Below are 19,309 nucleotides of genomic sequence, written 5' to 3'. Positions count from 1 at the left end.
TCCGGGGTCGGCTGCGCGTGGTGCATGGTGCAACCCACGCGCTCGCGCCGTAGGCTGGCCCTGTGAGCACAATTGACGACGACGCGCCCATCGACCCCGCACGGTTGTTGCAAAAGGCGCCTGGCGAAGACCGGGTGACCGTCCTGCTGGCCGCCTTCGAAGGCTGGAACGACGCCGGGGAGTCCGCCAGCGACGCGCTGAAGTACCTGCACAAACTGTGGGGCGCCAAACGGGTTGCCGTCATCGAACCCGATGAATATTACGATTTCCAGTTCACCCGTCCCGAGATCAAGCTCACGAACGACGGCGGGCGCAAAGTCAAGTGGCCCGTGACCAAAATTGCGAAGGCCAGCATTCCTGACTCGGACATCGACGTGGTCCTGGTGCACGGCGTTGAACCGTCCTACCGCTGGCGGGCCTACACTGCCGAGCTTTTGGCGAAGGCCGCCGAACTGCGGGTCAACTACGTTGTGCTGGTGGGTGCTTTGCTGGCCGATGTGCCGCATTCACGCCCCATTCCCGTCACGGCAACGTGCGACGACGACGAGCTGGCCGAGCGCTTGAAGCTTGAGTCGTCGCAGTATGAGGGCCCGATAGGCATTGTTGGCGTCTTGAATGAAGTGGCCCTGTTGGCCGGCCTGCCGACCATTTCACTGTGGGCGGCCGTGCCGCACTACGTGGCCCAGGCGCCCTCCCCCAAGGCCGAGTTGGCGCTGCTGAACCGCATTGAGGATTTCCTGCATGTGCCGCTGTCCACGCAGGAACTGGCCGACGACGCCCAGGCCTGGGAACGCGGTGTCAACGACCTGGCCGCAGGGGACCCGGAGATTGCCGCCTACGTGCAACAGCTGGAAGAAGCCAAGGACACGGCCGAACTGCCTGAAGCCAGTGGCGAGTCCATCGCGCAGGAATTTGAACGCTACCTGCGCCGCCGGGGCCGCGAACAGCCCTAGCGGCGCAACCGCCTTCTTTGGAACACAGTGCCTTAGAGCTCGATGCCCAGCAGTGCCTCGAGGGCATCCGAGACCAGGGCGGCGTCGCGTTCGGAAGCCAGGCTCTGCGATTCCTGCGCGGCTGCCGCCCAGGTGTCGACGGCGGCCAGGGCGCGTGGTGCGTCAAGGTCCTGGGACAGGGCCTTGCGCATTTCGGCCAGGACCGGCTTCGCCGTTCCTTCGGGAGCCTGCAGCAAGGCCTGGCGCCAGCGCTCAAGCCGGTGGTCGGCGTCGTCAAGCAGTTCTTGAGTCCAGAACCAATCAGCGCGGTAGTGGTGGGCAAGGATGGCCAGGCGAATGGCTGCAGGGTCCACCCCTTCGGCACGGAGCGCGGAGACCAGCACCAGATTGCCCAGGGATTTGCTCATTTTTTCCCCCTCAAGGCCCACCATGCCCGTATGGCTGTAGTGCTGGGCCATGGGCGTCTCCCCCAGGGCGTAGGCATGGCCGGCACCCATTTCATGGTGCGGGAAGACAAGGTCGCTGCCGCCGCCCTGGACAGTGAAGGGCCTGGGCAGGAAGCGCCGGGCAATGACTGTGCACTCGATGTGCCAGCCGGGGCGGCCTTCGCCGAGTGTTGCGCCGTCCCAAGACGGTTCGCCGTCCCTGGCCACACGCCACAAGAGGGCGTCAAGGGGGCTTCGCTTGCCGGGTCGGTCCGGATCGCCGCCCCGTTCGGCGAAGAACGGGAGCATTTCCGCCTGGCTCAGGCCGCTGATCTGACCAAGCCACCAAGGGGCTTTGGGGCCGACTTCGTGCGTCGCGGCCGAGGCGGCTTCAACGGAGAAGTAGATGTCGCCGTCGGGCTCGCCGTCGCTGCCGGCCAGTGGATACGCCAGCCCGTCGGCAATCAGCTTTTCCACTTCAGGAACCAGCCAGGCGATGGATTCAACGGCGCCGATGTAGTGTTCCGGGGCCAACACGTTCAGGGCTTCCATGTCGGCGTGGAACAAGGCCGTCTGGGATGCGGCCAGCTCGCGCCAGTCGACACCGTCGCGGTTGGCCCGAACAAGCAGCGGATCATCGATGTCAGTGACGTTTTGCACGTAGCTGACGGCGCGGTCCTGGTCGCGCCAGGCCCGGTTGAGCAGGTCAAAGGCCACATACGTTGCGGCGTGGCCTATGTGGGTGGCATCGTACGGCGTGATGCCACAGACATAGAGACTTGCCTGTTCCGAGTCCGGCAGGGGAACCACGCGCTGCTGGGTGGTTTCATGCAAATGGATGGCCGGCATGATGCCGGGCAGCTGGGGGAGGGCATGGGACTTCCAAGTTTTCACAGTGCCCACTGTACAGTTTCCCGGGCGAAGTTACTCTTAGGTAAGCCCTATGCGGTGATGACTCCGGTTCCCAACAGGATGAACAGCAGCAGGCCCAGCCCGATCCGGTACCAGACAAACGGGCGAAAACTCTTAGTGGAGATGAACTTCAGGAACCAGCCAATGATGAAATATCCCACCACGAATGCGATGACCGTGGCCAGTGCAATTTCGCCAATGCCGAAGGGCCCGGCGGCGCTTTCATGCCCCGACACCACTTTGTAGAGTTCGTAAAAACCGCTGCCAAACACTGCAGGGATGGCCAGCAGGAACGAATACCGTGCTGCCGATTCTCGCGTGTAGCCCATCAGCAAACCGGCGGTGAGGGTGCCGCCCGAGCGCGAAACACCCGGTATGAGGGCCAGCGCCTGCGCGAAACCGTAGATGATGCCGTGTTTGTAGCTCAGGTCCTTCAGTTCCCTGCGTTGGGAGGCGACGGTGTCGGCCACGGCCAGGATGAGGCCGAAGACAATGAGCGTGGTGGCCACCAGCCACAGGTTCCGCAACGTCGACTCAATGTGGCTTTGGAACAACACCCCCAACAGTGCGATGGGTATGCTGCCAATGATCACCAGCCAGCCCATGCGAACGTCCGGTTCATTGCGCGGGACCCGCCCGCGCAATGAACCCCACCAGGCCCTGACTATGCGGACAATGTCTCGCCAAAAGAACACCAGCACGGCTGTTTCAGTGCCGAGTTGGCTGACGGCGGTAAATGCCGCTCCGGGGTCCTCGCCCGAAGGCAGGAACTTTCCGACAACAAAAAGATGGGCGCTTGAGGAAATCGGGAGGAATTCGGTCAGGCCCTGGATTAGGCCTAGGAAGGCTGCTTCAAACCAGTTCACGCGTTTCAGCCTAGAGCATGTCAGGCCTCGCACGGCCCAGCGTCGGCCGCGGCGCGCGGAACGCCGGCACGCAAGGGCCGCAAGGGCCGCAAACAAGGGCCGTGCTGTTCACCTAAGCTTGCACGTATGGAACAACGATTCATGGGCACCAGCGGACTGCGCGTGTCAGCGCTGGCCTTGGGCACAATGACCTGGGGCAAAGAGACAGACGTCGAGTCTGCGGGGGCCATGCTGCGCGACTTTGTTGACGCAGGCGGCACCACCCTCGACACGGCCGTCAGCTATGTGGAGGGCCGCAGCGAGGCCATCCTGGGTGAATTGCTGGGCGATGTTGTTCCGCGCAGTGATGTGGTGTTGGTCTCAAAGGCCGGTGTGAGCCACCGCAATGGCAAGCGCATGGTGGACACATCGCGCCGTGCCATGCTGGCGGGTCTTGATGCTTCCCTCGCCAGGCTCGGCACGGACCACCTTGATTTGTGGCTCGCCAACATCTGGGATGAGAACGTGCCGCTGGAGGAAACCTTGGGAGCCTTGGAGCATGCCGTCAGCAGCGGCAGGGTGCGATACGCCGGCGTGTCGAACTACAACGGCTGGCAGCTGGCCCGTGCGGCCACACTCAGCGAGGCACCCATCGTGGCCAACCAGCTTGAGTACTCCTTGTTGGAGCGCACGGCAGAGCCGGAAGTCATCCCGGCCGCCGAACACGTTGGCGCCGGTCTGCTGTGTTGGGCGCCGTTGGGCCGTGGGGCCCTGACGGGAAAGTACAGGGGACAGATCCCCGCCGATTCCCGCGGTGCCAGTTCCACGATGTCCGGTTATGTGGACAGGTATTTGGAGGGCCGCCCCGCCAGGATCGTCGAAGCCCTTGTGACAGCGGCCAAGGGGTTGGGGCGCACGCCGCTGGATGTGGCCTTGGGCTGGCTGCTGGAACACCATGTCGTCGCTGCTGCGGTGGTGGGGCCAAGGACGCACGGGCAACTCAAGGAAATTCTCTCTTCCTCGCTGGATCCGTTGCCGGACCAAATCACCACAGTGCTGGACGAAGTCTCCCGGCTCAACCAGGGAAGCAGCTAGCCCTTCTGCCGCTGAAGTTCCTCGTCGCTGTCTTCGTCATCATCGTCATCGTCATGATCGTCGTCGTCGTCGTCGTCATGATCGTCATCGTCGAAATCGGCGCCGTCGTCGCCGTAGATGACAAGCGGCGTCACCTCGTCGAAGGCGTCAAACAGGGCTTCCTCATACACTTCAAAGGCGTCGATGATGCCCAGGAACGTGGCCTCCACAATGGGGTCTTCCTCTCCCCGGCGCGCTGAAGCGGCCACCAAGTGTTCTTCCAATGCCGAGGTCAGTGAACTCAGGGCTTCACGGGGATCGATGCTCATGCGCATGACGCTACCAGTGTGCCTCCGAACTTGAAAGTCCCCTTCGAGCGTCCCTTTCCCACCGAGCACCCCACGCTGTGCCGGCAGGGGGTAGCGTTGGAGCAGAGCCCATGGTTCACTGGCCGTGGACGGAAAGGAACTTCAATGAGGGAAACATTGAAACCAGTGGTGAATGTCCGAGGGGCACCCCTGCGCCAGTATGAATATTTGGTTATCACCGTTGCCCCCGGCGAGCATGTCCCCACCGCCTACCAGCGCCTGCGCGAGCACGCGGAATACGGGAAGTGGGAGCTCGAGCGCAGCACCCTCTACATGGGCGGTCAACGAAAGTACCTCATGCGCCGCAAAGTCCTGCGCGTCGAGCGCACCCTGGAAGTTTATTAGCACTGGAAGTCTATTAGCACCGGCCCCGCCGCGACGGTTATGGCTCGACGGGTCCCAACCAGGCGTTGGCAATCGTTGAATGGGCCGATTCGTCGTCCGAGGGGTGGAAGATCCCGGCCAGCACATCCCGATACAAACGGCCCAGTTCGTTGCCGGCAAAGTAAGTTCCGCCGCCGCTGACACGGATGATCAAATCCACCACAGTCCGCGCTGTCTCGGTGGCCCTGACCTTCAGCCCCACCATCTTCGGGAACCACTGTGCCCCGTGGTCGGCGAGGTTGTCCACGTCACGCGCCAACGAGTCGAGTTGCGGGTACAGCCCGTCCATGGCCAAGGCGGCGTCGGCAATGCGCCAGCGGATGTCCGGATCCTGGGCGTACGTCTTCCCGTCGTATTTCTTTGATGTCCGTTTCTTTACGGTGGCCACGCCAATTTGCAGTGCCCGCTCCCCCAACCCCGTGTAAACAGCCGCCAACAGGGTTTCAAAACAGGCAAAAATGGAGAAGATCAACGGATCGGCGTTGGGCCCCACAGGCAACTTGCGAAAGACCCGCTCCGCCGGTGCCACGACGCCGTCGAGCACGGTGGTGCTTGACTGGCTGGCTCGCATTCCCAGCGTGTTCCAGTCGTCCTTGATGGTGTATCCGGGAGCATCCCGGCTGATGAAGGCGTGCACCAACACCGGTTCCTCCCCGCTCGCGTCCTTGCCAAAGATGCCAAGTCGCGTCCACGCCGGGGACAACGAGGTGAAGATCTTGGTCCCCGTGAACGAGTAGCTGCCATCCCCCAGCGGCTGGGCCACGGTGTTGGAGTCAAAAAGCACCGAGTCGTTGCCGGCCTCGGAGTTTCCAAAGGCAAACACCTCCCCCGCCACCGCCTCCTGCAGGACATAATGCAGGGAGTCGTCCCCGCGCCGGGCCAACAGATGTGCGACGCCGGTCCACACCAAGTGCATGTTGATCGCCAAGGCTGTGGCAGGGGCGGCTGTCGCCAGCCTTCGTTGCGCGGCAGCCACCTGTTGCAGACCAAAGCCAAGTCCGCCGTCGTCCTCGGCAGCAAACATGCGCAGATAGCCCTGCACTTTCAGTTCGGCCAGGTCTTCGTGGAAAAACTCGTTGCGCTCGTCGTAGCCCTTGGCACGGTCGCGGAAACGCTCAAGGAGCTCGTCCGGCAAAAGTTCGGTCAGTTCAGTAGTTTTTGTCTCTGTCGTGCTCATGGTGTGAATCCTTAGTACGTGCTCAGCAGGCGGTCCAGGACGCGGGCGCCGAATTTCAACGAGTCGACGGGGACGCGTTCGTCGATGCCGTGGAACATGCCGGTGAAGTCCAGCTCGGGCGGCAATTGCAGCGGGGCAAAGCCGTAGCCGGTGATGCCCAGCCGGCTCAGGGACTTGTTGTCGGTGCCGCCTGAAAGTGTGTAGGGCAGCACGGTGGAACCGGGGTCCTCTGCATGCAGGGAGTCGATCATGGCGTCGACAAGGTTGCCGGCGAAAGGGGTTTCCAGCGACACGTCATTGTGGATGGTGGAGATTTCGATGCCTTCGCCGGCCAGGTCGCGGATCACCTCGAGGACGTGGTCGTGCTGCCCGGGCAGCGTCCGGACGTCGATCATGGCTTGGGCCGTGCCCGGAATCACGTTTGCCTTGTAACCGCCATTGAGGAAGGTGGGGTTTGACGTGTTTTGCAGCGTTGCACCCACGAAGCGGGATACCGTGCCGAGCTGGTCCAGCAGCACGTCCGGGTTGGATTCGTCGAATTCAATGCCCGTCAGCTCCGAGACGCCCTCAAGGAAGGCACGCGTGGTGTCCGTGTATTCAACGGGCCACGGGTGTTCGCCGATGCGGGTCACCGCGCGGGCCAGGCGGGTCACCGCATTGTCGGTGTTGATTTGCGAGCCGTGCCCGGCCCGGCCCTGGGCGGTCAGGCGCAGCCAAGCCAGACCCTTCTCGGCAGTCTGCAGCAGATAGGCGCGTTTGCCGTTGATGTCGGTGGAGAAGCCTCCCACCTCCGAGATGGCCTCGGTGGCACCCTCAAACAGGTCGGGCCTGTTGTCCACGGACCAGCGGGCGCCGTACGTGCCGCCGGCTTCCTCGTCGGCAAAGAAGGCAAACACAAGGTCGCGCTTGGGCTTGCGCCCTTCCCTGCCCATGGACCGCATGACGGACAGGATCATGGCATCCATGTCCTTCATGTCCACGGCTCCGCGGCCCCAAATTACGCCGTCGCGCACTTCACCGCCAAACGGGTCGACGCTCCAGTCCTGCGCCTGGGCGGGGACAACATCCAAATGCCCGTGGACCACAAGTGCCGGAAGCGAGGAGTCGCTGCCTTCGATGCGGCTGACAACATTGGCACGCCCGGGTGCCGACTCATACAGTTCGGCCGACAGTCCGGCCTCGGAAATCAGCGCTGCGGTGTGCTCGGCAATGGCACGCTCCCCCGGGCCCTCGTTGTTGCCAAAGTTGCTCGTGTCAAAACGGATGAGATCGGAGCAGATGCCCGCAACTTCGTCCTCGGGCCTGATGGTGTTCACGGGAACTCTCCTTAGTGCTTGGCGTAGCCTCCAGCCTACCGTTTTGGTCTATTCGGGCAGCTGGCGGACGGGCAAAATGGGCAAGGAAGACTCGATTATTGTTTCCGGCAAAAGTCGTGCTATTGTTTTCATCGCTGCTGCGGGAGACAACGATTCAACCGAAAGGAAGAATCAGTGTCCTGCGATCACCTGCGCGGGTGGCGGAATGGCAGACGCGCTAGCTTGAGGTGCTAGTCCTGGAAACGGGGTGAGGGTTCAAGTCCCTTTCCGCGCACTGACAGACTCCCTGGGAACCACGGTTCCCAGGGAGTCTTTTTGTTGTGGTGCGTCATTTAGTCCTGGAATATCGGGTTGGTGGCTGAAATGTCAGAGGCACGCGCTAGCCTCAAAACATGGAAGAGTCGCCGCGACCCCCACCCACTGGCAAGGGCAAGTTGCGGCACCGGAAGTCGAGGAGCCAGCACCATGGAGACGGTCAAGCAAGCGCCCAACAAGGCTGAGAAGACACTCAAGCTCATCACCAAACTGTTGGCCAAGGCGGAGGGCACTCCCTATCCGGCGGAGGCCCAGACGTTTCAGGAACACGCAGAACGCCTCATGGTCCGCTACGGGATCGAACAGGCAAGCATCGACGCCGAGGCGGGGAAGACAGGCAAGCCCCAAGAACCCATGGTGGAGCAGCGCTTTGAACTCAACGGCCAATACCGGGTGGGGCTTGCACGGGGCTTCACCCTGATTGCCCTGGCCTTCAACACCGTCCGGGTCCTGCAGGCCAACACGCCTGCCACCAAGATCATGTTCTTAATCGGCGCAGAATCCGATGTCGCCCAAATCCTCCGGCTATTTACCTCCCTCAAGCTGCAATTGGTGTCGGCCATGCAGGCATGGTGGCTCGACTACCCTTGCAAGCCGTATTTAAGCCCGCATGACAAAACGCTGGAACGGCGCCAATTCCAACTCGCCTTCCTCACCACCGTGGCCCGCCGCCTCGAGGCGATCCACAGTTCGGAAATGGCTTCCGGGGAATCTGGCAAGGGGCTTGTCCTCGCCGGGCGGCGCGAACGTGCCGATGAGCATGTGCAACTGCTCTACCCAACCATCCGTTCGGCCCGCAGGCAGTCACTGTCCACCGGGTCCTCCGCTGCCCACGCGGCCGGCAGCTTCGCGGGTACCATGGCAACCGTCAACGGCGCGGTCGACTCTGCCCATCGAAACTCCCTCGCGGCCGCGGCCCCTAAAGGCTGAGCGGCTGAGCCGCTGAGAGCAACGTTTCGGGGCATCAAGGGGTCGCCGGCAGGGACAAAACCGCCCCGTCAGACTTGCTTCCCTTCTTGCCGCGTTCCCCCACCGGCAAGAATTGAACCACCGGCAGAAACCGAGCCGTGGAAATACCTTCTGGCGGCGCGTGCGTTCCAGGCGGTGAATACGGAACTGAGCCACACGCCGTCGTCGGTGCGGCTGTCAACGACTTCCAAGGAGACGGTGGCGGGCAGGAACACCGGGGAATCAAAGGCAATGTCCCAGCTGAAGTGCTCCGGCTTGGATTGTGGCACGGTGGCCAGCACACGCGACGCGGCGTACATGCCATGGGCGATGGAACGCCGCAAACCCAGGGCCCTGGCGCTCAGCACGCTCAGGTGGATGGGGTTGAAGTCCCCCGACACCGCAGCGTAGGCTCGTCCCGTATCCACACCCAATCGCCACTGCGCGGTGGGCGCTGGCGGGATGAAATCTTCCCGGATGGCCGCCTCGGTAGGCTTGTCCAGCCCCGGAAGGAAGACTCCCTTGGCCAAATAGGTGGACGCTCCGCGCCAGAGCAGTTCAGTGCCGTCGGCGTTGTGAATTTCAGCCACGATCTGCACCTGAGTGCCGCTGCGGTGCCCTGTCAGGTCCCTCGCCCATGCCCGCACCGACAATTCGTCTGTGAACATCACCGGCGCCAAATGCTCCACCTGGTTCCGCAAGTGGATCATGCCCAGCAGCGGGAGCGGGAAATCCTCTTGGACCATGACGCTCATGGCCACCGGGAAAACCAGCGCATGCAAATACCCTGAAGGCAGCACGTCGCGGGCGGCTTCACCCATAAGGTGGGAGAACTCCGTCACCTTCGCCAAATCGGCCCGCACCCCGCGCACCTCCACGGCGCGGGAAGGCAATGCCAGAACAGGTTCCGAACGCAGCAACCGCCCCTTGGCCGCCGTGGCGGCAGCATTGACGTACAACTTGGACAGCGAGGGCATCTCCGTCAACAACGTCTCAGCGCTCATTGCCCCACCAAATTCTGTCCGCAGACCCGCAAAATGTTCGCAGTCACCCCGGCGGCCTGGGGCTGGGCAAAGAAGGCGATGGCCTCCGCCACGTCTCGGGGCTTGCCCCCTTGCTGGAGACTGTTCAGGCGGCGAGCCACTTCGCGAGTGGCGAAGGGGATCTTGGCGGTCATGGCCGTTTCAATGAAACCGGGCGCCACAGCGTTCACCGTTCCCCCGCTTGGAGCCAGCAAGGGTGCGGTGGATTTCACCATGCCGATGATGCCCGCCTTCGATGCGGCATAGTTGCTTTGGCCGCGGTTGCCGGCAATGCCGCTGGTGGAGGAAACACTGATGATCCGGCCATTGTCAGCAAAGCAGGTGTTGGCCAGAAGCGCCTTGTTCATGCGCAATTGCGCCTCAAGGTTCACGGCAACCACGGAATCCCAGCGGGCTGCATCCATGTTGGCCAGCAGTTTGTCCCGTGTGATCCCCGCATTGTGGACAACGATGTCAAGCCTTCCGTAGCGGCTCATGGCATGTTCCAAGATGCGGTTGCCCGCTTCCGGATTGGTGATGTCCAGCTGCAGGGCCGTGCCGTGGATTTCGTTGGCAACTTCAGCCAAGTGGTCGCCGGCTGCAGGGATGTCAACTGCCACCACGGTGGCGCCGTCCCGGGCGAGCGTGCGGGCAATCGCTGCCCCAATCCCCCGGGCAGCGCCTGTGACAACGGCAATGTTGCCTTCCAACGGCTTCTCCCAATTGGGTGCCTGCCGGGAGCCTTCGCTGGCGGCACTGAGAAATTGCCCGTCAACGAACGCCGAGCGGCCGGAAAGGAAGAAGCGCAGGGCCGCCATGGCACTGGGCGAGTCGGCCGCTATCCCGTTCTCCAACACCACGCCGTTGGCCGTGGCCCCTGCCCGCAGCTCCTTGGCGAGGGAACGCACAATACCGTCGACGGCGTTTCGTGCTGCAGCCGTCTCCGGTGCGTCGTCCGGAGCTGCCAAGCGGGAGATGCTGACAACACGCGCGTTCTTGTTCAGATCCCGCAATGAGCCGGCAACGGCCAGCATGGGCTCCGAAAGCTCACCGGGATTCTGCACGTCGTCGAGCACCGCCACGATGGCACCCAACTTCGTCTTGGGCGTTGCATGCCTGCGTACATCCTGGTGCCAATCGAGCAGCACTTGAGCGACGGCGTCGGCCCCTGATCCTTGGCCCAGCACCAAAATGGGTCCTTCGACGAGGGGGGCTTGAGGGTTGTAGCGGCGCAGGATGGCAGGCTGGGGCAGGCCCAAGCGCTTGGCGAGGTCGCGGCCAAGGCCTGCGCTGACAAACTCGGTGTACTTGTCGGCTTTCTCTCGTGCGCCGGCAGTGGTGCTGTGTGAGGTCTTGCCGTGTGGAGACTTATTGTTTGGGGTCATGGGGTTACCGTGCTTCCAGAATGGCGACGACACCCTGTCCACCGGCGGCACAAACAGAGATCAGGCCGCGGGCGGGGCGGCCGTCAACCCTTCCGCGCTCGTGGAGCATTTTGGCGAGGGTGGCCATGATACGGCCCCCTGTTGCCGCGAAGGGGTGTCCGGCGGCAAGGGAGGAGCCGTTGACATTGAGTTTGGCCCTGTCAATGGAGCCGAAGGCACCGTCGAGGCCCAGCCGCGTCCTGCCAAATTCTTCGTCTTCCCACGCCGCGAGGGTGCTCAGCACAGTTCCTGCGAACGCCTCGTGGATTTCAAAGTAGTCAAAATCCGCCAGCGTGAGACCATTGCGGGCCAGCATCCGCGGGATGGCGAAGGCCGGAGCCATGAGGAGCCCGTCCTTGCCGTGGACAAAGTCAACGGCGCCTGCTTCGCCGTCAACCACTTCGGCCAAGACGGGAAGTTCGCGGGCGGCCGCCCATTCTTCGGAGGCCAACAAAACGGTGGAGGCGCCGTCTGTCAGTGGTGTGGAGTTTCCGGCTGTCATGGTGGCATCGTCGCCGAGGGACTTTCCGAAGGCGGGCTTGAGTTTGGCGAGCTTTTCCATGCTGGAGTCGGCGCGCAGATTTGAGTCCCGGCTCAGTCCGCGGAACGGGGTGAGGAGGTCGTCGAAGAAGTTCCTGTCGTATGCGGCGGCCAAGTTCTTGTGGCTTGCAAGCGCCAATTCGTCCTGGGCCTCGCGGCTGATCTTCCACTGCGCCGTGGTGAGTGCTTGGTGCTCTCCCATGGACAGCCCGGTGCGAGGTTCACCGGTGGACGGCGCATCGGGACTGAGATCCTTGGGCCTGATGCGGGCAAGAATCTTGACCTTCTGGCCCGTGGTTTTGGCACGGTTGAGATCGAGCAGAATGGCACGTAGGCCCTCGCTGACGGCAATCGGGGCGTCCGAGGCCGAGTCGACGCCGCCGGCAATCGCAGAATCAATCTGGCCGAGCTTGATCTTGTTGGAGAGCCCGATGACGGCTTCCATGCCCGTGGCGCAGGCCTGTTGCAGGTCGTAGGCGGGTGTTGTCGCGGCAAGGGCCGAGCCCAAAACTGCTTCCCGGGTGAGGTTGAAGTCCCGCGAGTGCTTGAGTACGGCACCTGCGGCCACCTCGCCAATTCGCTCGCCGGCCAGGCCGAAGCGGGCCACCAGACCGTCGAGGGCGGCGGTCAGCATGTCCTGGTTGGAGGAGTGCGCGTAGGCGCCACCCGTGCGGGCAAAGGGGATGCGGTTCCCGCCGATGATCACGGCCTTGCGGATACCTGGTGTTGTGGGGGTGGTCATGGAGTCCTCTCCTTGCATGATGCTGTTTGTTCTTGATACCCAGCGTACCTGATACGCTGAGTATCGTGAACATATTACAGCGAGAGCCTGCCTCTGCTTCCAAATCCAGCGAGCAGCCTGCAACACCGCAGGAAAACCCTGCGGCTGTTGATGGGCGTTCCGCGAGGTGGGACGCGCACCGCGAGGAACGCCGTCGTGATTTGATCAAGGTCGCGAGACGGGCCATCCACAGGCTGGGACCGGACGCTTCCATGGACGACATCGCCGCGACAGCTGGAACTTCGAAGTCCGTTTTCTACCGGTACTTTGGCGACAAATCAGGGCTCAGGCAGGCTGTGGGATCGGTGGTAATTCGGCAGATGCAGGAGACCATCGCGGCGGCACGGCAGGCGGCAACTGACCCCAAGGAAGGCGTCACGGCCATGGTTGCCGCCTATCTCCACATGGCGCAGACCTCCCCCAACGTCTATTCCTTTGCCACGCTCGCCGCCGACGGCGACACTCGGCAGTCCGGTGAGCTGAACGGCTTCTTTGAATCGGTGACGGCCATGATCACCGAGCCGCTGCGGAATCTGCTGGGCGATCCGGCGTCGCCCTTGCTGGGATATTGGCCCACAGCGGCCATCGGGCTTGTCCGCTCGGCTGGCGAACTGTGGCTTCAAGCCCCGGATGATGCGTCCAAACCCGACTCCACCGCCATGGCTGAACAGATTTCTGCCTGGCTTTTCGACGGCGTGGGGCACCACGTCCCGACGCCTGCCCCCATTCAGTAACTGCAGCAGAAGGATAATCATGACAAATGTAGTGACAGCTTCTCCCTTGACGGCCCCTGAAGGTGATGGCGTCGACGTCGCCGCTCTCGGGGAAGTCCTGCTGGGCCATTGGGCGGAAGTCAGGCTCACGGCCCGTGAACTTGCCGGCAGGCCCGAGCTTCATAAAATTGAGGGACTCTCCCACACCGAACACCGGAAACGTGTCTTCAAGCAGTTGGGCATTCTTGTGGACAACAACGCCGTCCACCGCGCCTTCCCCACTCGAATGGGCGGAAGCAACGACCCGGGCGGCAACGTTGCAGGCTTTGAAGAACTCGTCATTGCCGATCCGTCGCTGCAGATCAAGGGTGGCGTTCAGTGGGGCCTGTTCGGTTCCGCTGTGATGCAGCTTGGTACCGAGGATCACCAGAACAAGTGGCTGCCGGGCATCATGAGCGTTGAAATTCCCGGCTGCTTTGCCATGACGGAGATCGGCCACGGATCTGATGTTGCCTCCATCGCCACGACTGCCACGTATGACCCTGCAACGCAGGAATTCGTCATTAACACCCCGTTCCGGGCGGCGTGGAAGGAATACATCGGCAATGCAGCGGTGGACGGCCTCGCCGCCGTGGTGTTTGCCCAACTCATCACCAAGGGCGTCAACCACGGCGTGCACGCCTTTTACGTGGACCTGCGTGATCCCGCCACCAAGGAGTTCCTGCCCGGAGTTCAAGGCCGCGATGACAACATCAAGGGCGGGTTGAACGGAATCGACAACGGGCAGCTGGCGTTCAACAATGTGCGCATACCTCGCACTAACCTGCTCAACCGGTATGGCGACGTAGCCGAGGACGGCAGCTATAGTTCACCGATCTCAAGCCCGGGCCGCCGCTTCTTCACCATGCTCGGAACACTTGTGCAGGGCCGCGTCTCCTTGAACGGCGCCGCCGTGGCTGCTTCGAAGGTGGCCTTGAAGATCGCCGTCCAGTACGCGACGGAACGCCGCCAGTTCAACGCAGCTTCCGACACCGAGGAAGTCGTTTTGCTCGACTACCAGCGCCACCAGCGCCGGCTGCTGCCCTTGGTTGCCACCACTTATGCCGCCGCCTTTGCCCATGAAGAGCTGCTCGTGAAGTTCGACGACGTCTTCTCCGGGGCCCACGACACCGATGAAGACCGGCAGGACCTGGAAACGTTGGCCGCCGCGTTGAAGTCGCTGACCACATGGCATGCCCTTGACACCTTGCAGGAATGCCGGGAGGCATGCGGAGGCGCTGGATTCATGGTGGAGAACCGCTTCACGTCCCTGCGCGCCGACCTGGACGTCTACGCCACCTTTGAAGGTGACAACACGGTCCTGCTGCAACTGGTGGCCAAGCGTCTGTTGGGCGACTACAGCAAGGAGTTCCGCAACCTCGACTTTGGTGTGTTGGCACGCTTCGTCGCCGGCCAGGCCGCCGACTTGACCCTGCACAAGACGGGCCTGCGCAATGTTGCCCAGTTTGTGGCCGACACCGGTTTCGCGCAGAAGTCCGCCAAGGCGCTGAAGGACGAAGACACCCAGCAGCAAATGTTGGCGGACCGTGTTCAGACCATGGTTGCGGAAGTTGCCGGCGCACTCAAGGGCGCTGCAAAGCTGCCGAAGGACAAGGGTGCCGAAGTCTTCAACGAGCACCAGCACGAACTGATTGAGGCCGCCCGGGCGCACGCAGAACTGCTCCAGTGGGAGGCGTTCACTACGGCGCTGGGGCGCGTCAAGGACCCCGGAACCAAGAAGGTCATGACCCGTCTTCGCGACTTGTTCGGACTGACCTTGATCGAAAAGCACCTTGACTGGTATTTGATGAACGGCCGTATTTCCATGCAACGCGCCCGCACCCTGACGCCGTACATCAACCGCATTCTGGCGAAGCTTCGCCCCCACGCCATGGACCTGGTGGACGCTTTCGGCTACGGCCCCGAACATCTGCGCGCCACCATCGCCACGGGAATTGAGCGCGAACGCCAGGACGAAGCGCGCGACTACTACCGCAAGCAGCGCGCAAGCTCAGCTACCCCCATCGACGAAAAGGTGCTCATTCAGAAAACCAAGGCGGCTGCCAAGAAGTAAATCCTCCTCCTGGGGGCACACTGCGGGAATGTTCTCCCTCGGAGTTGCCCGGTGAAGTTCGACGGCGGTGCCCTTGGGTGCCGCCGTCGGCGTTCTGCGCGATGCCCGACTTTCCGGGGCAATCCCTTAGCAGCCGATGCCGTTGGGGTTGGTGATGCAGTCGTCGGCGTACAAGCGGGTGACGGCGCGCCAGACCGTGAGGCCCAAGGGCGGCGATGGGATATTGCCCTGCCCTGGGATGGGGAGGAATGGTCCGCCGTTGACGTTGTAGGTGCCGTTGAAGTGGGTGGTGAGGTTGATGTTGATTTTTCCGGTAATGCCGTAGATGTGGCTGGTTTGTGTTTGTTCGCCGATGCGGTCTTGGTGCAGTGGTGCGCCGTGGACGGGGGTCGGCCCCCAAGCCTCGCCGTCGCCGTAGTCCCAGGTGTAGGCGACTGGGGTTGCGATGATGGTGACTTGTTGCTCCAGAAGGGTGATATTGAAGTTCTGGGTGGTGGCGATGGCGTAGACGTTTGTGTCCTTGCCGCGGAGTGTGTGGGGCCCCGGCTGGCTGCCGATGGAGGCAGCGGCGATGGGTGTGTGCTGGAACTCTCGGCTGATTTGGGCGGCGATCTCGGCCAGGATGTCGCGGGGCTTCTTGCCTTGGACGCACACGGGGCCGGAGTCGTACGTCCAGTTCGGCGGGGAACTGTTCCTTAGTGCTTTATACCAGTAGACGGCGGTGCTCTCGGCACCGTCTTTGTCGGATGCGTCGTCGCTGGTCGCGCATGGCGGCATGACGGAAGCGCATTCGGGGAAGATGATGCTGTCACCGGAGGTGCAGGCAACGCGGGCCTCGTACTTGAACGGGTCCTCCGGACCGGTGACAGGCGCCTCACCATATTGCGAATCGGAGCCTGGTCCCTTCTCCCATCCACCCGACACGATGATGTTGTCATTCCAATCAGATCTTGGCGGGTGATCAGGTTCTGCAAAAGCAGGCGCCAGCCCGCCAGTGAGCAGAATGATCGCCACCAGCGGCCATCCCGGCATGTACCATCCATTTGCGAATCGGCGATTCATTCTGTGGTACCTTTACTACCTTTTAGATGTTCCACGGTAACGGCAATCCATCTATCGGACGAGTAATTGGCGACCAAGATGTCTGCGATCGAAGGTTTTGGGCCTCTGTCTTCAACGAGCGACTTATCACTGCCGTAGTACTTGACGTTCTGTTGGCGCACCATTGTGATTACTTGGTAGGTTCCGTCCTCGACAGGTTTAAAAGTGGCTGTCTGGGACAACACATGCATTTGACCTCCGACGATCCACCGCCCTTCAGAGTTCCAAGACACCACGACGTCTTTCATGGCATCGCAATTTGGGCAGCCGGAACCGGAAATTTCCATCATGGGCCCTGGGTCGCCGGTCTCGAACGCGTAGCCGAGCGTGGAGTACCAATACTCTGCGAAGGCGAGGAGGCCGTCTTTGCTGAATTCTTTGGCTTTGGCGGGCAGGGTGGGAACGGGTACGTTCTGAGCCGGCCCGTTGGCAGTTGCGGGTTGATAGGCAGCGGCGGTTGCCGGGGCTGCTGTGCTCGGCGGCGCAGTCACGGTAGGAATACTGGACGTCGTGGTGCTGATGCTGCTTACCGGTGGTGGGGTGGGACTGGTATCCGTGGTGCACCCGGTCAGTATGAGGATTCCGGCCAAACCGATGACCGCTCCAGCGGATCGTTTCCGCTGTGCTCGTTGTTGCTGCTGCGTGCTGTGGCTGTCCCTCATCGAAGGCCCCTGCCCCTGGTGCTGGTTTGCGTTGTGGCGTCGACATTGACGCTGCAGCGCTGTGGCTTGCTACCAAAGTACACTCCCCGGAGAAGACGTGCCAGAAGTTATCCACACCACCAAGGCATGCTGTCACTGGTTCTGCTTTGGACATGCCCGTATCCGGTTGTATTCACTCTTGTTGAGTGAAGACGGTTGTGGTGTTGTTTCCTGCACAGGGCGGGACCGGGGGGGGTGGTTGTGTACTTTCGTTGTTCCCGTCCAGTGAATGTCAGTGCCTTCTTCTAGAATGAATATATGGTAACAACGGCAAGGACGCCGGGTAATCCGGTCTCCTCTTCAGGGAACCCGCGGGTTGGTGATCACGTACACCAGCTGTTGAGTCTGGCCCGCGCCCTGGTCAATGCCGCCAGTGACGGGTCAACCGCCCGCGGTGGTTCCACTGCCAGTGGTGGTTCCTCTGCCAGTGGTGGTTCTGTGGGGGTTCCTTTGGGTATGGATGTCGCGGTGCTCGGTGATGTCGAGTGTGTGCAGTGGGCGCGGGACTTGGAGGACTTGGCCCATCTCGGTCAGGCCCTGGGTGTGCAGATCGCTGGGGAGTTGGCGCAGCGGGTCGAAGCGGGGCGATATGCCAGTTCCGGGGTTCGCAGCCCGGTGGACATGCTGGTCCAGTCCTTGAAGGTCAGTGCCGGGGAAGCTCATCGCCGGTTGCGTCTGGCCCGGGTGGTGTTGCCGGTCGCCGATGCGCTGACCGGTGAGGTCGCCCCGGTCGCGCAAACGGTTTTGGGCGAAGCGTTCTTCACTGGTGCGGTGTCCCAGGAAATGGCGTTGCTGGTCTCGGGGTTCGTTGGTGAAGCCCAGCACCTGGCCCACAACGGGCAGACTACCTGGGAAGTTGCCCGGGACGTGGAGGAGACGTTGGTGGAGGCGGGCAGGGATGAAAGCCCGGATTTCATCCGTCATCTCGGGAACCGGGTCATCAGCCACCTCGATCCCGACGGACACCAGCCCAGCCGCGGGGACTTGCTCGCCAAGCAAGGACTCTTCTTCCGCAAGCCCAGGCGCGGACTGATTCATTTCGATGGACACATGACCATCGCCCAACACGAACAACTCATGGTCGCCATCGGCACAGCAACGAACCCGAACAAACACAAAGACATCAACACCATCACCCCCGACGGTCCCGACGGGCGCGGCGCGGACGGGTGCAGCACGGATGGGTGCAGCACGGACGGGTGCAGCACGGACGGGAATGGCGGACAGGATGCTGAGGAGTGTTCTGGCGCCAGCGACCGGGAGGATACCCAGGACAATAAACCGGGGCAGGATGGCCTGTGCGATCAAGTGCAGGGATTGATCGGGCTCTTCACCACCAGCCCCCCACATTCCGACACAGGCACCGGTGCCAACCCGGCCGGTGGCACCAACCCAGTCAGCGGCACAGGCAACGCTGCGGCCAATGCCCCGGTCAACCGGGCTGCTGAGGGAGCCGGTGCCGGGGCAGGAAGTGTCCCGGGCCCGGAACAGTGCGCGTCCAGTGCCGGGCAGTTCGTTACCAGTGCCGGACAGTCTGCCTCCAGTACGGGACAGGCCGGGTCCGGTGCCGGACAGGTTGATTTGACGACCGGGTGGCGTCGGCGCTTGGAAGCATGGGAGATTCCACCCCGACCGCCCAACGCGCCACCGGAAGCTTTAGCCCCGGTCTTCGAAGGCGAACAATGGTTCTGGCTCCCGGCTGCCTCGAACCATCCCAGGGGTTGGGAACCGACAGGACAGAGCACTGACTTCGATATTTGGGGCACCGCCCCAACCCGACCACCAGAACCACCAGAACGCTCAGAACCATCCCAGCGACCAGTCCCGTCCCCGGATCCCGGGCCTGGGTCAGGCAGGGAGCAGAACCTCGATGATCATGAAATCGATGATCACCGGGGGCAGGAGCCCGGCGGGGGGCCGCGAGTAGTGAACGGGGTCCGGATTCCCTTCCCCGGCAGCAGTGAAATCCTTGATGGCCTGGAGCAGATGGATCCGCTGAGCACCGACCCGGTGGTCAAAGATGACCGCACCCGGGCCCAAAAACTCCTCGACGGGCTGCTGGACTGCGTGTCCCTGGCCGCCCGCACCGGCAAGCTGCCCCTGAACGGCGGGCTGAAAACCCAGCTCATTATCACCACCACCCAAAGCGACCTCGATCGCCGCGACGGCCTCGGCACAGCGTTCACCACCTACAACG

The 19,309-nt window shown here is 62.5% G+C and carries 17 protein-coding genes and 1 tRNA gene; 8 read left to right on the top strand and 10 right to left on the bottom strand.

Features of this window, described 5'->3' with window-relative positions; translation table 11 throughout:
- Window positions 1–62 precede the first annotated feature (62 nt).
- Entirely contained in the window at window positions 63–953 is an 891-nt protein-coding gene (locus QMG25_RS15930; RefSeq protein ID WP_502866430.1) for a PAC2 family protein, read from the top strand.
- 32 nt (window positions 954–985) lie between these two features.
- Here QMG25_RS15930 and mshC read toward each other — a convergent pair whose 3' ends face one another.
- On the bottom strand, window positions 986–2,272 hold the full coding sequence (mshC, locus tag QMG25_RS15925; protein WP_283461993.1) for a cysteine--1-D-myo-inosityl 2-amino-2-deoxy-alpha-D-glucopyranoside ligase: 1,287 nt from the start codon (window positions 2,270–2,272) through the stop codon (window positions 986–988).
- Between the two features lie 47 nt (window positions 2,273–2,319).
- Window positions 2,320–3,156: an undecaprenyl-diphosphate phosphatase gene (locus QMG25_RS15920; RefSeq protein WP_283461991.1), complete on the bottom strand. Its 837-nt coding sequence runs from the start codon at window positions 3,154–3,156 to the stop codon at window positions 2,320–2,322.
- Between the two features lie 126 nt (window positions 3,157–3,282).
- Between QMG25_RS15920 and QMG25_RS15915 the strand changes: the two genes are divergently transcribed.
- The gene (locus QMG25_RS15915) at window positions 3,283–4,230 is read left to right on the top strand and encodes an aldo/keto reductase (RefSeq protein ID WP_283461989.1); all 948 of its coding nucleotides are present in this window, start codon (window positions 3,283–3,285) and stop codon (window positions 4,228–4,230) included.
- Here QMG25_RS15915 and QMG25_RS15910 read toward each other — a convergent pair.
- Window positions 4,227–4,538, bottom strand: a complete 312-nt coding sequence (locus QMG25_RS15910; RefSeq protein ID WP_283461987.1) for a hypothetical protein — start codon at window positions 4,536–4,538, stop codon at window positions 4,227–4,229. The genes QMG25_RS15915 and QMG25_RS15910 overlap by 4 nt on opposite strands.
- 144 nt (window positions 4,539–4,682) lie before the next feature.
- Between QMG25_RS15910 and QMG25_RS15905 the strand changes: the two genes are divergently transcribed.
- Complete coding sequence (locus QMG25_RS15905) at window positions 4,683–4,922, top strand: DUF5703 family protein (RefSeq protein ID WP_283461985.1); 240 nt, start codon at window positions 4,683–4,685, stop codon at window positions 4,920–4,922.
- A 37-nt stretch (window positions 4,923–4,959) separates the two neighbouring features.
- Here QMG25_RS15905 and QMG25_RS15900 read toward each other — a convergent pair whose 3' ends face one another.
- Entirely contained in the window at window positions 4,960–6,138 is a 1,179-nt protein-coding gene (locus tag QMG25_RS15900; RefSeq protein ID WP_283461983.1) for an acyl-CoA dehydrogenase family protein, read from the bottom strand.
- An 11-nt stretch (window positions 6,139–6,149) separates the two neighbouring features.
- Window positions 6,150–7,454 (bottom strand): M20/M25/M40 family metallo-hydrolase, encoded by a 1,305-nt coding sequence (locus QMG25_RS15895; RefSeq protein WP_283461980.1) that lies wholly within the window; start codon window positions 7,452–7,454, stop codon window positions 6,150–6,152.
- 191 nt (window positions 7,455–7,645) lie between these two features.
- Between QMG25_RS15895 and QMG25_RS15890 the strand changes: the two genes are divergently transcribed.
- Window positions 7,646–7,728, top strand: a tRNA-Leu gene (locus QMG25_RS15890).
- A 191-nt stretch (window positions 7,729–7,919) separates the two neighbouring features.
- Window positions 7,920–8,699: a DUF2786 domain-containing protein gene (locus QMG25_RS15885; protein WP_283461979.1), complete on the top strand. Its 780-nt coding sequence runs from the start codon at window positions 7,920–7,922 to the stop codon at window positions 8,697–8,699.
- Between the two features lie 68 nt (window positions 8,700–8,767).
- Here the strand turns inward: QMG25_RS15885 and QMG25_RS15880 are convergent, their stop codons facing one another.
- The 3 genes from QMG25_RS15880 to QMG25_RS15870 are packed head-to-tail and all read right to left on the bottom strand — an operon-like array spanning window position 8,768 to window position 12,445.
- Complete coding sequence (locus QMG25_RS15880) at window positions 8,768–9,721, bottom strand: MaoC family dehydratase (protein WP_283461977.1); 954 nt, start codon at window positions 9,719–9,721, stop codon at window positions 8,768–8,770.
- The gene (locus QMG25_RS15875; RefSeq protein ID WP_283461975.1) at window positions 9,718–11,124 is read right to left on the bottom strand and encodes a 3-oxoacyl-ACP reductase; all 1,407 of its coding nucleotides are present in this window, start codon (window positions 11,122–11,124) and stop codon (window positions 9,718–9,720) included. Before QMG25_RS15875 ends, QMG25_RS15880 begins: the two co-directional genes overlap by 4 nt.
- 4 nt (window positions 11,125–11,128) lie before the next feature.
- Window positions 11,129–12,445, bottom strand: coding sequence for an acetyl-CoA C-acetyltransferase (locus QMG25_RS15870; protein ID WP_283461973.1), 1,317 nt, complete (start codon window positions 12,443–12,445; stop codon window positions 11,129–11,131).
- 65 nt (window positions 12,446–12,510) lie between these two features.
- Here QMG25_RS15870 and QMG25_RS15865 point away from each other — a divergent pair, with 65 nt between their 5' ends.
- Both QMG25_RS15865 and QMG25_RS15860 read left to right on the top strand, forming a co-directional pair.
- Complete coding sequence (locus QMG25_RS15865; protein ID WP_283461971.1) at window positions 12,511–13,218, top strand: TetR/AcrR family transcriptional regulator; 708 nt, start codon at window positions 12,511–12,513, stop codon at window positions 13,216–13,218.
- A 19-nt stretch (window positions 13,219–13,237) separates the two neighbouring features.
- A complete protein-coding gene (locus tag QMG25_RS15860) occupies window positions 13,238–15,310 on the top strand; it encodes an acyl-CoA dehydrogenase family protein (protein WP_283461969.1) in 2,073 nt (690 codons plus the stop codon).
- Between the two features lie 126 nt (window positions 15,311–15,436).
- Here the strand turns inward: QMG25_RS15860 and QMG25_RS15855 are convergent, their stop codons facing one another.
- Both QMG25_RS15855 and QMG25_RS15850 read right to left on the bottom strand, forming a co-directional pair.
- Complete coding sequence (locus QMG25_RS15855) at window positions 15,437–16,342, bottom strand: hypothetical protein (RefSeq protein WP_283461967.1); 906 nt, start codon at window positions 16,340–16,342, stop codon at window positions 15,437–15,439.
- A gap of 26 nt (window positions 16,343–16,368) precedes the next feature.
- Window positions 16,369–16,902 carry a DUF6318 family protein gene (locus QMG25_RS15850; protein WP_283461965.1) on the bottom strand — a complete coding sequence of 178 codons (534 nt, stop codon included), beginning with the start codon at window positions 16,900–16,902 and terminating at the stop codon, window positions 16,369–16,371.
- Window positions 16,903–17,370: 468 nt separating this feature from the next.
- Here QMG25_RS15850 and QMG25_RS15845 point away from each other — a divergent pair.
- On the top strand, window positions 17,371–19,309 hold a 1,939-nt coding region (locus QMG25_RS15845; RefSeq protein WP_283461963.1), incomplete at its 3' end, for a DUF222 domain-containing protein.

The organism is Arthrobacter sp. H35-D1 (assembly GCF_030063185.1).
GTDB lineage: Bacteria > Actinomycetota > Actinomycetes > Actinomycetales > Micrococcaceae > Specibacter.
This window is presented reverse-complemented; position numbering and strand designations above follow the sequence as displayed.

Coding starts and splice junctions, on each gene's coding strand:
- QMG25_RS15875 (WP_283461975.1), bottom strand. CDS start 11,124: ATGACCCCAAACAATAAGTCTCCACACGGCAAGACCTCACACAGCACC.
- QMG25_RS15885 (WP_283461979.1), top strand. CDS start 7,920: ATGGAGACGGTCAAGCAAGCGCCCAACAAGGCTGAGAAGACACTCAAG.
- QMG25_RS15880 (WP_283461977.1), bottom strand. CDS start 9,721: ATGAGCGCTGAGACGTTGTTGACGGAGATGCCCTCGCTGTCCAAGTTG.
- QMG25_RS15905 (WP_283461985.1), top strand. CDS start 4,683: ATGAGGGAAACATTGAAACCAGTGGTGAATGTCCGAGGGGCACCCCTG.
- QMG25_RS15860 (WP_283461969.1), top strand. CDS start 13,238: ATGACAAATGTAGTGACAGCTTCTCCCTTGACGGCCCCTGAAGGTGAT.
- QMG25_RS15855 (WP_283461967.1), bottom strand. CDS start 16,342: ATGCCGGGATGGCCGCTGGTGGCGATCATTCTGCTCACTGGCGGGCTG.
- QMG25_RS15870 (WP_283461973.1), bottom strand. CDS start 12,445: ATGACCACCCCCACAACACCAGGTATCCGCAAGGCCGTGATCATCGGC.
- QMG25_RS15915 (WP_283461989.1), top strand. CDS start 3,283: ATGGAACAACGATTCATGGGCACCAGCGGACTGCGCGTGTCAGCGCTG.
- QMG25_RS15910 (WP_283461987.1), bottom strand. CDS start 4,538: ATGAGCATCGATCCCCGTGAAGCCCTGAGTTCACTGACCTCGGCATTG.
- QMG25_RS15900 (WP_283461983.1), bottom strand. CDS start 6,138: ATGAGCACGACAGAGACAAAAACTACTGAACTGACCGAACTTTTGCCG.